Annotated in this window: 9 protein-coding genes; all 9 read right to left on the bottom strand. The window is 43.0% G+C overall.

The window, feature by feature from the left end; all coding sequences use genetic code 11:
• Nucleotides 1-84: 84 nt before the first annotated feature.
• On the bottom strand, nt 85-1,590 hold the full coding sequence (locus AC1DLM_RS28195; RefSeq protein WP_477571815.1) for a response regulator transcription factor: 1,506 nt from the start codon (nt 1,588-1,590) through the stop codon (nt 85-87).
• Nucleotides 1,583-3,406: a sensor histidine kinase gene (locus AC1DLM_RS28190; protein WP_477571814.1), complete on the bottom strand. Its 1,824-nt coding sequence runs from the start codon at nt 3,404-3,406 to the stop codon at nt 1,583-1,585. The genes AC1DLM_RS28195 and AC1DLM_RS28190 overlap by 8 nt, the downstream gene beginning before the upstream one ends.
• Before the next feature lie 25 nt (nt 3,407-3,431).
• Complete coding sequence (locus AC1DLM_RS28185) at nt 3,432-4,946, bottom strand: response regulator transcription factor (protein ID WP_477571813.1); 1,515 nt, start codon at nt 4,944-4,946, stop codon at nt 3,432-3,434.
• Between the two features lie 127 nt (nt 4,947-5,073).
• Nucleotides 5,074-5,985 (bottom strand): carbohydrate ABC transporter permease, encoded by a 912-nt coding sequence (locus AC1DLM_RS28180; RefSeq protein ID WP_477571812.1) that lies wholly within the window; start codon nt 5,983-5,985, stop codon nt 5,074-5,076.
• 13 nt (nt 5,986-5,998) lie between these two features.
• The gene (locus tag AC1DLM_RS28175) at nt 5,999-6,973 is read right to left on the bottom strand and encodes an ABC transporter permease (protein ID WP_477571811.1); all 975 of its coding nucleotides are present in this window, start codon (nt 6,971-6,973) and stop codon (nt 5,999-6,001) included.
• Nucleotides 6,974-7,046: 73 nt separating this feature from the next.
• Nucleotides 7,047-8,723 carry a type 2 periplasmic-binding domain-containing protein gene (locus AC1DLM_RS28170; protein WP_477571810.1) on the bottom strand — a complete coding sequence of 559 codons (1,677 nt, stop codon included), beginning with the start codon at nt 8,721-8,723 and terminating at the stop codon, nt 7,047-7,049.
• Between the two features lie 350 nt (nt 8,724-9,073).
• Nucleotides 9,074-9,277 (bottom strand): hypothetical protein, encoded by a 204-nt coding sequence (locus AC1DLM_RS28165; RefSeq protein ID WP_441987458.1) that lies wholly within the window; start codon nt 9,275-9,277, stop codon nt 9,074-9,076.
• Between the two features lie 142 nt (nt 9,278-9,419).
• Nucleotides 9,420-15,914 (bottom strand): family 43 glycosylhydrolase, encoded by a 6,495-nt coding sequence (locus tag AC1DLM_RS28160; protein ID WP_477571809.1) that lies wholly within the window; start codon nt 15,912-15,914, stop codon nt 9,420-9,422.
• Nucleotides 15,915-16,180: 266 nt separating this feature from the next.
• A partial coding sequence (locus tag AC1DLM_RS28155; RefSeq protein WP_477571808.1) for a dockerin type I domain-containing protein occupies nt 16,181-16,360 on the bottom strand: 180 nt, incomplete at its 5' end.

The following is a 16,360-nucleotide window of genomic DNA, read 5'->3' as shown; positions in this document are numbered from 1 at the left end:
GGTGTGCGCTGTTTTCAGTCGCACTCCTAACAAATAGACGTGTATTTCTTAGAAAAGAAATACACGTCTTTCATTTGCCATCCTTTATGCTTTGCTTAACTGTCTAAACACACCGGGCTTGTCAGACACACGTTTCTCAAACTCTTTGAGGAAATGATGATAGTGAACGTATCCGATCTGCTCCGCAATTAGACGAATCGTTTCATCAGTTTCGCATAGCATACGCTTCGCCGCGTTAATTCGCAGGTCATGAATATACTCAATGATGCCTACACCGTTCCTCTTCATAAACGCTTGGCCTAAGTATACTGGGTTCATGAAGAACCGTTCTCCGATATCTTTAATCGTCAGCGATTCCTGATAATGCTCCTGGATAAAACGCTCAATAACTCGAAGGGGATGCCCGGAGAACTTCTCTTTATGCTGCTTTAGCTGGCTCATATACTGCTGCACATACGCTTGCAGGGACTCCTCCACTTCCTGTAGGGAACGATGCTCCCTTCTCAAAAAATCGCGAACACGAGGCAGCGCATCCGAATCAATACCCATGTCCCGCATGACAGCAGCGCTTTTCAAAACAATGCGTATGACCAGCAAATGAACGACTTCCCGGGCCGTTTTGTTAGCTGACAGTATCACAAACATTTGCTTAATCAGGTCCTCAACCCGCTTATCCTGAAGCGCCTCAAGGGCACTTTGAATGTCATCTACGATAGAAACCGCATGTAGATCATAGCTGATTTGCTTGTGATGAATCTTATCGTAATCGAGTGGACCACCGGATATATGAAAGAAATGATGCACGGATGTCTCTAGAGCACCTGCATACGAATCTTCTATATGACGGAGGGACTCCACCCGTGGTCCTATCGAGAAACAGCATTCGATACCTTGCTCATGTAGATCTTCGTATACCTGCCCAGCCCATTCCTCGATCTCAGGGAATGACTCCATAACAAGGCCGTCCTGGCTCCCAAACAAATCGATTGCATGAGCTTTTCGCGAAAGGAAGTAACGTGCATCCAGATCCTGTTTTATGCCGCTAAGCCATTCTACATGAATGTACCTCCAGCCCTGATTTCCTTGTGCCAAKGGATCTAGTATTTCCCCAACGTTTCCGTCTGTTGCCGAAATTTCCMCCAGAAGCATTTGAGCAAGCAGAGTAGGTACTAGACGGTCGGTAACGAGGTCATGGCGTACCCTTTGCTGTTCTCTGTGCTGCAGCTCTTCAATAACGAATTGAATGACAGCCTCCCATTCCCTGTCCAAAGCCGGTTTAAGCAAATAATGCTTTACACCATACCTTAGGGCGGATCGAGCATATTCGAAATCATTATAGCCGCTTAAAATGATGAATACGGGATCGTTGCCTGCTTTTTGCACCCGATCGATTAATTCTAATCCGTCAATGACCGGCATCCGAATATCCGTCACAACGAGATCAGGCTTACAGGCTTCAATGCAGGCTAAAGCTTCTTCGCCGTTCTCGCACATTTGTACGATTTCAAAGCCAAGCTCTTCCCATTCGACCATGAGCTTTATACCTTCCAAAGCGAAAGGCTCATCATCCACGAAGATAACCTTATACATGTCCGATCGTCTCCTCCTGTTTCCTAATAAGACTCAAAGGAATCTGTATGGTAACGCTCGTTTTCTCGAAGGGGATACTTTCAATTTGGAACAGTGAGCGTTCCGCATAAAACAGATTTAAACGTCGATACACATTGCGAAGTCCGATGTTCTTGCCGTTGTCTTCTCCTTTATACAGACTCTGAACAATTTCATCCAATTTTGTGCTGTTCATACCAATTCCGTTATCTTCGACCTTCATGAGCATGTTCATCCCAGCTCTTTCTACAGATATCCGAATTCTGCGATTCCCTTTCACCGATTGAAGCCCATGCTTGCAAGAGTTCTCCACGAGCGATTGAATACTCATCTTCGGGATTCGATACGATAGAACAGAGTCGTCAACGGACAATTCATAGTGGAACCGATCTTGGAATCTGAACTTCTCGATCTGGAGGTACATTTCAGTGAAGCTTAGCTCTTCTTCTACTGTCACCAAATCCTCCTTCCAGCTTAGCAGCCTTCTCAAAATCTGGGACAAGTTTTGAATAATTTCTATCACATGCTCATAACGATATTTCTTGCATACAACAAGAATCGCATTTAATGTATTGAACAGAAAATGAGGATCTACTTGGCTCTGCAAATAATTCAGCTCGGCCTGTACGCGTTCTAGCTCCAAATCTTTTTTTTGAATTTCGAGTTTGTACACGTCGTTAATTAAATTACGAATTTTCTCCGTCATCAAATTAAAGCTGCGAAGAAGATGACCGATCTCATCTTTTCCTTCATACATCGTAATGGGCTCGAACCTCTCATTTTTCACCAACTGCATATGTTTGGAGAGCTTTCTTACCCGGAAATTGAAAGAATGCATAATAATGTAAATCAATATTGTCGGAATGATCGTACTAATGAGCGTCAGCCAGATAAAGAAATGGATAACCCCTCTTCTCTCTTCCGCAATTCGACTTCCCTCTGGAATTCCGACCAGCCGCCAGTTAAGCACATAACTAGCGTTACTGAGAGGACTGACAAAACTATTTTCAGGTAAGCCTGTCAGCTGAGAAACCTTTGACACAGGCAGGGTCGGGAGCAAAGGGTCACTTCCCTTAAACGCACCTGCTGATTCAAGAACAAGCCGATTTTCCTCATCCACCAGCTTGATTAACAAGTAATTACTCTCTTTATCAAACAGCTCCAGCAGCTTATCCATCCGAATATCGATACGCAGATATTTGGAGAATTTCATGAGGTCTGGGAAATTGTCCAGCTTCCGAATAATGCTGACATATACCAATTTTTCCTCGGGATTCATGGGATTCGTATCCAAATAAGAGGTCACTGTCACCTTATCTTTATTTTCGTTCATCTTCTGATACCATTCACTCTTCAGATCATTAGGCTTAAGCATAAAGTAACTTCCACCATTGGATAGCGTTGGGTTCGATGTGTATACGCCAATCCAAGAGATGCAAGGATAAATATTCGGATACTGCCCCAATTTGTCTCGGAGGAAACTGTCGTATTCTTCGTAATAAGCAACATTATCCGAGTACGTAAATTCTAGCATCTCATTAAATACACGATCAGCGGAAACAGCATTGCCAATCACAACACCTGAGTTCACCATTTGCATGATTTCATTTCCAACCCTATTCAGAGAAATCTGCAAGTTATCCATCTCTCTACGTTCTGTATTTTTGCTATCCTGTAAGAAAAACAAGCTGTTTATACACAATATTGGCAGCAACACACACATCAAGTAAATGATCAGAAACTTGAACTTCAGGGGAATATCATTAACAATACGCAACATTTTCCATTTCCGGCTCATATTTGCTCTCCTTGTCAGTCATAGGTTAACCCTTCTTGTAGGCGGAGGGTAACATGCCAGTAAGTGCCTTGAACTTGGTTACGAACTGTTCGGAATCCGAGTAACCGACACGATCAGCGACATCGGATATTTTCAGTTCTTCTCGGCGAAGTAATTTTTTGGCCTCGTCGATTCGTACGACATGTAAATATTCATTGAAGGTGAGGCCAACTTGCTTCTTAAACCTCTGGCCAAAATACGCAGCATTCAGCCTAAAATGCTCTGCAACAACCTGCAGTTGCAGCTTTTCMCTGTAGTGCGATTTAATATATTCTCCTGCTGCGGATACGACCTCATCTTGCCCTACGCCTTTGTTCTGACCAATCCACTCTACTGCTTGCAGAATTTCTTGTGTTACTTGGCGCTCCAAGAGGCCAATATCCATTGGAACAGTGGGAACAAACCAATTTGAAGCCCAATTAGGATCACCGCCAAATTGGGTAATTGACTTAAGAATTTCAAGCTTAATGTTGTCTAAATAAGCACTTACCCAAGATTCAGATACGGACTGCCTCGAAAAAGCGATGAATAACTGGTGTACTTGGGCTCGCACTGTTTCTGGACACCCACTCCCTACAGCATCTAGGATAGATTCCGTCATACCAAATGCAGGAAGCGTCTCCGCTGACCACTCTCCTTGATAGATGTACATTCCTTCCGCTCCAGAAGGGAACTTGCACATTTCGGCTATAAGCCCCTCACGAAATGCTTCTTTTAACGCATGCGGTCCCTTATGTTCACTGCTAATAGAAAAGGAGATCGCTGTGCCCCAGTCATGTCTGACACTTGTCATGATCTCTGTCATCATCTCAGTAGAAAGTTCGCGTTCCTCGGGTCCTGTGACCAGCAAGAATCCATGGCGTTCTTTCCCTACGCCAAATGGAATCATCCTCACTTGCGTAAGCTTCATCTTATCTGCAATAATCTGCTTCAGGTCCGCCTGAATTTGAGCTTGAATGTTAGGTTCAAGTAAAACGCAGCGGAAGCTAGAATGTTCATGAAGATCCAACAAAGCGCTCGCCTGCTCGATCCATTTCTGCCTGTTTTCACCCTGTACCAACTTTGAAATCGTTTCCAATCGCAAGCAATCTAAAGCAGCGCTTTCGAACTGGCTAGCAGCTATACGTTCTAGAATCGTAACTGCGACCGCTTCCACTGCAGCTACGAGCTCCGCTTCAATTAAGGGTTTCATCAAATAATTGGCGACACCATGCCGCATCGCTGTTTTGGCATATTCGAAATCCGCGTACCCACTCAAAATGATAAATTTCATTTCAGGATGGAGGCTGGACGCTTGTTCAATCAATTCCAAGCCATCTATAACAGGCATTCGAACATCCGTCAGCACCAAATGAGGCAGTGCCGACGCCATCAAAGCTAATGCGTCTTCCCCATCTGAAGCTTCCCCGCACACTATAAAGCCTAGTTTATTCCAATCAATCATCGTCCGCAGTCCCTCTAGCATGTAAGGCTCGTCATCGGCAAACATAACCCTTAACATGGGAATCACCTCACTTCAGAAAGTCGATATGAACTATTATAAAGGATAAGATGAGATTGTATAAAGCAAAAACCGCCCCAGCACCGAGCTGAAACGGGACATGATTATGATCATCACTTGCTAAGTCTTATTCTTTGACACTTCCAAGGTTCATACCGACGATAAAATACCTTTGCAGGAAAGGATACACGAATAGAATCGGAACCGCCGCCACAATCGTGATCGCCGCACGTATGGAAGAAGGCGTAACCATGGCCTTCGTTTGATTTGCGTTTKCCCMAGCCATCAGACCGGGATCGTTGTTGCTGCTCATCGTTGATCCAAGCAGCTTCATCATTTCGTACTGAAGTGTACTCAGCTTCAAATCAGACGAAGCATACAGAAACGTATCGAACCAGGAATTCCAAGAGCCAACTGCAATAAACAAGGCGATGGTCGCTAGGACAGGCGTACACAGCGGGAATATGATGCGTATAAATATGGTGAAATCACCGGCTCCGTCCATTTTCGCAGACTCAACCAAGCCTGAAGGAAGCGTTCGAATATACGTCCGAATGACAATGAGATTAAACGCATTCACCATTCCTGGGAGCACATACACCCAGAAGTTATTCAGAAGCCCCAGGCTTTTGATCAGAAAGTAGTTAGGAATAAGTCCTGCATTAAAATACATCGTCAACACAAAAATTAAACCGATGATTTTACGAAAAAGATAGTGGGGCTGTGCTAGTGTATACGCTAACATGGTGGTAAGGAATACACCTATCACCGTCGTTGTAATCGTACGAGCGACTGAAATCCACGCCGCATGGTAAATCGTACCCGAAAGGAAAATCGCCTTATAATTTTGCAATGACCATGAACGAGGCCATATATAGATGCCTCCCCGAAGCGCATCATTGCCCTCATTGAATGAAATAGTTAGTGTATGAAGGAACGGATATAATGTTACTATAGCAAGAACGAGCATGAAGATGCCGTTAATCGTATGGAACAGAATCGGCTCCATCCGAATTCTGCGCGCAGTCGTTGTCCCCATCGTCATTTCTCCTTTATATCAACCGCTCTTCACCAAGACGCTTGGCGGTAGAATTTGCAATTAGAATAAGGATTATGCTTACAACTGTTTTGAAAATACCTGCCGCAGTGGCCAGCGAATAGTTGCCTTGAGCAATCCCGTACTTTAGAACGAAAATATCAATCGTTTGCGACCAGTCGACGATCAATCCATTGCCGAGCAGGTACTGGATTTCAAAGCCTGCATCCAGAATATGTCCGATGTTCATGATTAATAGAATGATAAAAGTCGACTTGATCCCAGGCAATGTGACGTACAGGATCTTCTGGTAACGGTTTGCACCGTCGATCCCAGCAGACTCATACAGCGACGGATCAATCGAGGTGATAGCTGCAAGGTAAATGATGGTATTCCATCCCACCTCTTTCCACACATTAGACAAGCCCACAATCCCCCAAAAATATTTACCCTGACTAAGCCACATCACAGGTTCATTAATGAGGTGCAGCCTCATCAACAACTGATTAATGATACCATCGTCGACGGATAGCGAAGTCGCTACAATACCCGCAGCAATGATCCATGACAGAAAATGGGGCAGATAAGAAATCGTTTGGATGGACCGTTTCCAGAAACGAGCTTTAATTTCATTCAGCAATAGTGCTAAAAGTATGGCTGTTGCAAAGCCAAGAACCAAATTGATCATACTCATGGCAAGCGTGTTGCGAAGCACTGTCATGAACGTATCATCTTGAAACAGAAATTTAAAGTGCTTCAACCCCACCCACTGTTGTTTGGAAAATTTCAAAGCCGGACGATAATTCTGGAACGCCATTAACCAGCCCCAAATCGGTACATAATTGAAAATAAGAATATAAATCACGATGGGAAACGACATCAGAATTAACTGCTTCTGGTTTTTGATCGTCTTCCAACTTAAACCGACGCCGATTTCCGGATCAATTTTTTGCTTTTTCTTTGGTCTTTTGGACAGTATGGTCTCGGCCATCGACATTCCCTCCTAGGAAGTAAAGCGGAGAAGACCCTTAGTCTCCCCCCACACTACTGCATGTTCTATTCTCTTATTTGCTGCTCCAATTCTTAATACGCCAGTTAATTTGTTCATTGATACGATCTTCGATGGCTTTGAAATTGCTTTTGGAAATCTGATCCACATATTCCTTCCATACACCTTCAAATTCATCCGGTTTGACCATAATAGCTTTCGGCAAATATTTGACGGCAAGGTCTTCCATCTTCTGATTGGCCACTTTGGCTGGTGAACCATCCACCAGATCAATACTCCACGCTGGGTAGTATATGGGATTTTCTACAGGTGATTTGAAGAACTCTGCCCATGTCTTATGGGTGTATGCCTTCAGCACTTCCTGATCCTGCGGCTTCAAACTGTCGAAGAATTCCTGTGGCTGTGATCCCGCATCAGTTGCATTTCCGTCACTATACGAACCTTGCATCTTAGGAAGGCCACCCAAGAACGCATCCGCTTTATTCGCTAGCTTCCATGTATTATCGTCTGCTTTCGCGCGCTGTTCAGGCGTACGGTAGAACTTACCGTCCTTCACCTCATAATCCTCGCCTTGAATACCCCATTGGAGTGTCTTCTGCCAATCTTCGGTCATTAGCGCATCAAGGAATTTGATGATTTGAACCGGATCCTTGGCTTTCGTCGAAATCCCGAATCCGCGATTGATGTTCACAACTGGACGGTCACGGTAGTGCTCTGTGGCGCCTGGATACAAGAGCGGGAACCCGACATATGTGCTGCCGAATTTACCTTGTGATTTCAAAGAAAGTTCTCCATCGTTAAAGTTCCATTGCTGGTCGAACATCCCAATAACGCGGCCACTGGCAATTTTAGCTAAGTACTGATCGTAGTTCTGTACCAGTGCTTCCCTGTCCATCAAGCCTTGCGCATTGATCTCATTCAACTTCTTGTAATAGGTCTTGGCAATATCCTTGTCCGCAAAAATTTGCGCTTTCCCGTTATCGACGATAACACCACCGTCATTTGGATAACCAGCTAAATGCTCTGGCGGATTAAGCAACGGGAATTTTCTCCAGTCGAAGCTCAACGTCTCGAACCCGATCATATCTGGATGTTTCGCTTTGTATTTCGCTATGATATCGAAATAATCGTCCAACGTTTTAGGAGTTGGATAACCCATTTCCTTCAGGACATCCTTTTGCAAGTAAAAGCCTGGTCCTCCATAGGCAGTATCGTTAACTTGACCACTGTACACACCGTAAGCCGGCAGAGCATAAAGGTGACCGCTTGCAGGATCCTTGATCTGATTCCACACGGAGGCATAGTGCTTCTTCAAATTCGGTGCGTACTTGTCAATCAGGTCCTCGAGGGGAATAAAAGCACCGGCTGCAATTAGTTTATCATCCCCGGACATAATATCCGCATAATCACCGCCGGCAATCATAACGCCCATCTTCTGCTGCAGGTCACCGACAAGAAACTCCATTTTTAGGCTAACGCCAGTTTTATCTTTAATCATCTTGTAGATCTTGTTGTCAGGAGTCGGCTGTTGACCAGGGCCGCCAATGAACACTGACAATGTAACCGGTTTGATCGCGTCGTTTTTCGTTGCTGCAGGACTTGTCTGACTACCGCTAGGCGAAGAGGTGCTGCTTGCCGTATCCTTCGAGTCGGTGCATCCTGTCAACGTTAATCCTAGAGCCAGAACAGGTACCAAAGTTGCTAAAACAGGACGTTTTATTTTCTTAACCATTTTTCTAATCCTCCCTTATTGTCTCCATAAAGATGAATGTTTGTATAGGTCAATCATTTATTTGCTTACACTATTTATTATACGGATCAAGAATGCGCTTACAATTCACAGATTAAAGATATTCCCCCTATGAATTACAGCTGTTAATACTATACAAAGTCAAGAACACGTGACAATCGGAAAAATTCTGAAGAATGTCTGATAAACGTTCGTCCCATCTATACAAGCAGCTTCCTCCAATTCCTTGGGAAGTGAACGGAGAAAGGCAAATATCTTGACAATAATAAAGCGCTCCAGCGGGAAGTAAATCTCCCATCGGAACGCTTCGTTATGCACAAATCGAGTCAGCACTATATCTGATCGGCGGCGACTACAAGAAGATTTTCTCCTATACTCGCATAGGCAGTAAAAGAGAGTTCGTTTTCCGAAGCGAGCTGGTTTTCACTAATCAACTTTTCCTTCAACTTAGCTAGGAGCCCTTTCGCGTTAATATTATCAACTCTGACTGATACCGTATATTGATGTTTATTTTTTATTTTATCCATGTCCATCATGTAAATTCCTCCCGCAATGAAGTAAGCACCCTAAGTTCAATATTAATCGCCATGGTCGAAACGCATCTGTGCCCTACCCCTTGCTCGAAAGCAATGATTAATGGATAAGGCACAACATGCGCAATATTAGGTTATGTGATGGTTATAGTAAATCAGACTTACGTAGCAACTGTTGTACCATCTTAGCAACCTCAGCTCTTGTAATATTTGCTTTCGGTGCAAGAGTAGCTTCGTCTCTTCCACTTACAATACCCGCTTGGATGCTATTAGCAATGCCACTCATTGCCCAAGGTGCACTTTCTGTTGCATCTGTGTAAGTACGTAATACATCAGCGGCATTGTGGTTTGTGAGTTTCGCTTTCAAACCGGTCATCTCCATCGCTTTAGCAATAATAGCCATGGCCTGCTCTCTAGTAATCCTGTCTCCAGGACGGAAAGTACCATCCTCGAAACCGTCAATAAGATGGCTGGATTGAGCCGTCATTATTGCACTACTGTACCAATCCGCAGCCTTAACATCGGAGAAGTTCGATGTTCTATTCTCCAACTTTAAGCCCAATCCTCGAACGATAATGGCAGTAAACTCGGCACGAGTAATATCTGCGTCGGGATTAAATAGGTCATTGCCAATCCCACCAATGATCATTCTTGATCCTAAATTGTTCACAGCATCTTTTGCCCAGTGCGTCGAGACATCAGAGAATGATACTGGATGCCAAATCAGAGAGTACGTACTGTTCGTTAAACTGCTAACCTCTGCATAATACTTGCCGTCTACGTTTACAAGTTTAGTTGGTACATGACGAACTGTTCCATCTGGCTCTATAACAACCGCCGTAGTAATCTTATTCCGATCTACGCCATCCGGAATGGCAATCGTACGTTTTACATAGGCGTTGAAGTTAGATAATAGGATGATCTTTTCGCCGTACTTCGCTTCAACTGTAAATTCAATCGGTGGAACGACAAGTGTAAACTTATCTTTGTCTGCTGCATTCTCCACGACTTTTACCATATTAGGGGATGGCTTTGCGATCTGAATTTGAATCGTAATGTCTTGCAAGGCCACTGATCCTCCGACTTGATCTGAGATCGCGCGAAGATCAATTTGTTGTGCAGGCAGCGTATACGTTGCTCGATCCGTTTTAATCTCTACTATAGCTTTGTTTTCTTGTAAGTTTTTGACCATCTGACCGTTCAATTGACCAATTACAACATCGGAATCGCCAGTAACTGGCACAGTAATGTTAGCTTTTTCCCCAACCACCGCGAGCAATTGATCAAGCTTCTTCTGGTCAAATGCAATGGTCGTGACTGTCTGGCCATTCACTTTAGTTGTTTCTGTGCTTCCAGCACTTTCTGCTTTTCCGTTAACCAGAATGTCAGCGTCTTGACCGCTTGTCACCGGTGTTGTTGGTGTTGTTGGTGTTGAAGGAGTGCCACTGTCACCACTGTCACCACTGTCACTATTGTTATCCAGTGGAATTACCGTTATCGTCTTTTGAGCTGTCTTCTCTGTGCCACCGGCATGGACTGTTAATTGAAGCACCCCTGTTCCGACATTCGTTCCTTTAATGGTTACCGAATTCTTCCCGCTGTCTCCAATGATGCTAATACCGCCACTTGATTCCCATAGATACGTTGCATCCGTTACGCTTGATGGATTGATTAACGAGTTGAAAGTTAAGAGATCGTTCACGTTAACCGATTGAGCTCCGTTAGTAATTGTAACTGATTCTAGTGTATCGCCATTTGGATCTGGATCAACACTTGCTGGCGTCACTGTAATCGTCGTATCGGACGTTTTCTCCGTGCCACCGCCAATTACTGTTAATTTAAGTGTTCCTGTCCCGGAATTGGTTCCTTTGATGGTGACCGCATCATTGCTGTTGCTGCCTACAATGCTAATTCCACCACTTGTTTCCCATAGATACGTTGCATCCGTTACGCTAGACGGATTGATTACAGCGTTAAAGGTCAATTGCTCATTTACTTTAACAGTTTGCGATCCGTTTATAATCTGGACTGATTCTAATGGAATGACATCTGGCCCCGTCGGTTTCGTATTGAATTTCCAATAATCCATCGCGAATAAGTTATTGCCTGTGCCACTAAACATGAAGAAAACATTGTGAATCCCTTTCACATTCTCCACATTCGTTTTCAACAACTGCCATACTTGATTGCCACCTGTAGGCGCTATGTCCAGCGTACCAATTACATCACCAATCGGGCTGTCCAGACGTATTTCTACTTTACCGCCTACTGTCGATGCGATGTTTGCTTCAAACGAAGCAGCTCCTGTATCACCAAAGTCAGCATTAGATACTGCCAGCCAGTCTCCGTTATTAATATCCGTAACATCGAGGTTAAGGCTTGCTAGCKGGTTGCCTGGTGCTGTGCTCACCTCAGTAAGAATACCTGCGTTCCAAGCAATTGTTTCAGCTTCAACTCTCGTATAAGGATCAAGATTCGCTATCTGGGATACACCTTTCATATCCCCCTTAATATCTTTAATTAATCCATTATCATAATACTCAACCTTATTAATATGAGGAGAACGATAACCTTTGCCATCCCCTACGACAGCCTTACTGACCGTTTGAGCATGGTAGACCACATACCACTGATCATTAAATTCGAAAATCGCATGATGGTTATTACCGCCAACGCCAAAGAATACAGACGGATTTTTCAGGATCGGTGAAACGTAAGTAAACGGACCCATAGGACTATCACTTACCATGTAAGCAATTTCTCCAGGGGCAGGTGTTCCATCCGGGTGTGTTCCTGAGAAATTAGAGCAATAAGAGTAATAATATTTACCATTGTATTTATGAATACCTGAATCCTCAAACATATAAGGGGCATCAATTGTAACAGCTGACCCTGCCATATGAATCATATCATCAGCTAACTTCACTACTCTAGCCGTTTTCGGATGTGCAATTTGCTCTGGGGTTGGATTCGGATCTCCTGGTATACCCCCACCAAAATAGAGATAACCAGTTCCATCATCATCAACCAATACGGCTGGGTCAAATAGCCATGCTACACCAGGAACTCCAGGGCTGCTACTAGTGATCAAAGCTTGGCCCAGTGGATCAGTCCACGGACCAATGGGACTATCCGCAGTGAGTACACCAATTCCACTAGCACCATTTGCGAAATAAAGGAAGAATTTATCTACACCATTAATTTTCTTATGTGCTGCTGCTGGCGCCCAAGATAGATCTGCCCATTTGGCAACACCCGCGCCATTATTCGCATTATTCTTTCCAGCTACAGGGATTGCACCATTATCTGTCCAATTGACCATATCCGCTGAGGATATCACAAATATTCTATTCAAATTGCTAAATGAATTATCTTTGATATTTCCATTTGAATCATACTCATAATCGTCACTTGACATATAGATGTACACTCTGCCGTCATAAACCATCGCAAACGGATCTGCTCCTAATTTATGACTCATAAGCGGGTTCGCATAGCCTGGAATCTTGGCATATGCATGTGTAGGCAGTAGCTTTAATCCAATGTTTGATACGGAGTTGTTAACATTGTATTGAACATTTCCACCATCAACCCTGATGTAGTCTGTCTTAATTTGTACGGTTTGATCAGCAGGGACAAAGCCATTAACCTTTAACTTAATCGTTGCGAACACATTAGAAGATTGATTATTTGCAAAGTTTACGTTATTTCCAGTTACATGTAAAAGCAATTGATTGTTGGCAAACGTATAGGAAGTATTTCCAACAATATTAGCCGTATTAAAGTCTACACCCGTTACAATGAGTTCCTTCGGTATTTGAAAAGAAGCTGAGATTGCTGAATAATTCCCATTCGGTAATGCATTCATTTGGACTGGAACTTGCAGCTCGATGTTCTGAACTCCGATCACATTCGGAACATTGGTTAGATTTGCCTGAAGTACTGTTGCGGGCGAATTCGTTCCTGTCAATTTATTATCTATTCTAAAATAGTCAAAATCAACAATACCGCCTGTTGTTTTCGTTGCATAATTGAATAATGCGAATCGATATCCCATAAAATGAGGCAATGTATAATGCATTTGCAGCGTATTCCCTATTGCTGTCCATGTAATGCCGTCAAGGCTGTAATAGAAATAAGCCTTATCTGTCTGATTTTTATAGTCAAAATCAATTTTAAAATATACGTTATCCTGAGTGACAGGAATACTAGCTTTTTCAACTGGAGTTCCAGAACTGCCATCCACCATAACAATGGACTTCGAAGTCCCGGACATTTTCACCCCAACGAATCCATATTCTTTTTGGAATGCAGCGAGTCCTGCATAATCGCCATCTTTCATCTTGCTGATATCCATGGCCATATTTCCTGAGCTTTCTGGACCAAATGTTCTCTGTGTCAGTGTATTTCTGGCATCAAGAATACTTGTACTCTTTCTTCCAGTAGTAAGTCTTAGATAGCCAGAACGCTCCGTAAGGGACCAGTGGTTATTATCGGGATTATGATTCCATTGCCACACTAATCCAAGATTAGATCCATTGTAATCGTATTCCCCGTTCTTCACTTTATCCAAACCTCCAGCGGGCGTAGCGTCGATTAAGGAAATATCATCGACATAGAAATCCATTAGATCATTCGTCGGATCTTGCGCTGCTGTCCAGGAAGTTTCAATAAATATACGCGGTTGATTAAAAACAGCATTGTCAGGAACTGTATAGGTGCCTTCAATTGTGCCCCACACACCTTTGGTCATGACGCCTGATCCAAGAATCTTGATCGTCGTCCAATCTCCATCTTGGATATCGAAATTAAATGCTCTCGTAGCAGGACCTGAGTTATATTTCACTTTGGCGGAAAATTTATATTTACTGCCAGCTGTTACTTTTCYGGTTACAGACTGTTGCACGCCAGCTCCAGTTGCTGTCCGTCCACTAATGAATAAACTATTGGTTCCGCTAAAACGTTCATTCGTTGATACCACAACCGTTGCAGTATCATGTTTCTCCCAAGGAGTTAGGCCCTTTTCCATTTTACCATTTGTTAAAAGATTCCCATCAGGTGTAACATCCACGAAAGAAATATCATCGACGTAGAAATTCATTAGATCATTCGTGGGATCTTGGGCTGCTGTCCAAATTGTCTCAATAAATATACGTGGTAGAGTGAAGGTTGCATCCGCCGGAACCGTATAGGTGCCTTCAATTGTGCCCCATTCACCTTTGGTCATGACGCCTGATCCAAGAATCTTAATCGTCGTCCAATCTCCATCTTGGATATCGAAATTGAATTGCTTCGTAGCTGGTCCAGAGTTATATTTCACTTTCGCGGAAAATTTATAAGTAGCCCCCGCTTTTATTTTTCCAGTAACAAATTGTTGCACACCAGCACCAGTAGCTCCCCTGCCGCTAATATATAAACTATTGGTTCCGCTAAAATGCTCATCCGTTGATACCACAACCGTTGCAGTATCATGTTTCTCCCATGGCGTTAACCCGTTCTCCATCCCACCGTTCACAAAAAGTTCTGTTCCTTCATTTATAGGTAGTGGTGTCACAGGTGTTGGCACTGTAGGTGCTGTAGTTGAAGTTGTATTAATAACGGTATGCGATGCCCCCACTTTTTGGGAGCTTTGATAGAATTCATCAGAAGCGACCAAATTGTTCTTAGATGCTACACCACTAACGGGAATAGCCATACTTTGTGGAACCGTACCGTTAATGCCGAATACTGGCCAACCATCACTCCATGTAACTGGCACTAGGTAAGGTATACGTCCGACTGAGCCACGGTCTCCAAATAACATGGCATACCATTTGCCATCAACGGTATCAATGATACCGCCTTGTGCAATACCAGCATTGTTTAAGGCAACCTTACCTTCATATACACCATCAATTTTGTCTGCTCGATGCATGATTTCAACACGACCAGAATTCTTAGGCCATGTTATATTGAATACGTAATATGTACCGTTAATTTTTTGGATATGTGTGCCTTCAGCTTGAAGATTGACATTCTCCGCTGTACTTGCAACTAGGCTCGCATTAGGAATAATGACTTTATTAAGGCCGCTTGCTTTGATTGCGGTAGCATCTGGAGTCAGTTCAATTGCTTTAATATCACCGCCGCCATAAACCATATAGACACGTCCATCATCATCAAACAGCAATGACATATCATGATAAACCCCATCAAGCTCTGAATGGGTCCATGGACCCTTTTMTATATCTGTTGTTTGATAGATATAGGTTTTGCCAGTATCATAGGAAGCAAATGCCACATAATATTTGCCATTATGGTATCTTAAGCTGCTTGCCCATGAACCTTTCCCATAATTGTCTTTTCCATTTCTAAGTGCTTGTTCATCATTATCAGCAAGCATATCGTAAACATAATTGACGATTTCCCAGTTTTTGAGATCATATGATTTCATAATAGGAACACCAGGGTTCATATGCATGGTTGTGCTACTCATATAATAAGCATCACCTACTCTGATGACATCGAGATCGGGAACGTCAGCCCATATAAATGGGTTCTCTAAGGTGTCTTCATTGGATTGTGCATATATCGAAGCACTTGGTACAATACTTAGCAATAATGTAAGCGCTAATAAAAATACCCCTAGCTTCTTACTCATAAGCACAAGATTCCTCTCATGTTTCTTTTTCATTTCTATTTATTACACTCCTTCTTAGTAATTTGTATGTAACAAATTACTATGCTGTGATAATTACTGTTTACAGTTTAACTTAAACGTAATCATTTCAGAATGTAATTTCTTATTCGAAAAGTGAAGATTTCTATGAATTGACTTCGTAGATTCTAAGAAAAACCAACAAATACAAGTATGCCCTATCCATATGAAGCTTTCTATCTGGATAGGGCATAACTAGCATTCAGTTTTTATTGGAGTATTTGGGATGCAACAACCGCAAGATCACTAATATCAATCTTATTATCGTTGTTCATATCAGCAATCTTGGCTGTCGCCCAGTCTGTGCTATTGGAATTCTTACCGTAATGGTAAGCTACCATCGCAAGATCACCTACATTGATGCTTCCATCCTTGTTGATCTTGTTGAT

This window comes from Paenibacillus sp. 01T442, from assembly GCF_056398345.1.
The sequence above is the reverse complement of the archived record's forward strand: the minus strand, read 5'-3'. Positions and strand labels throughout refer to the sequence as shown.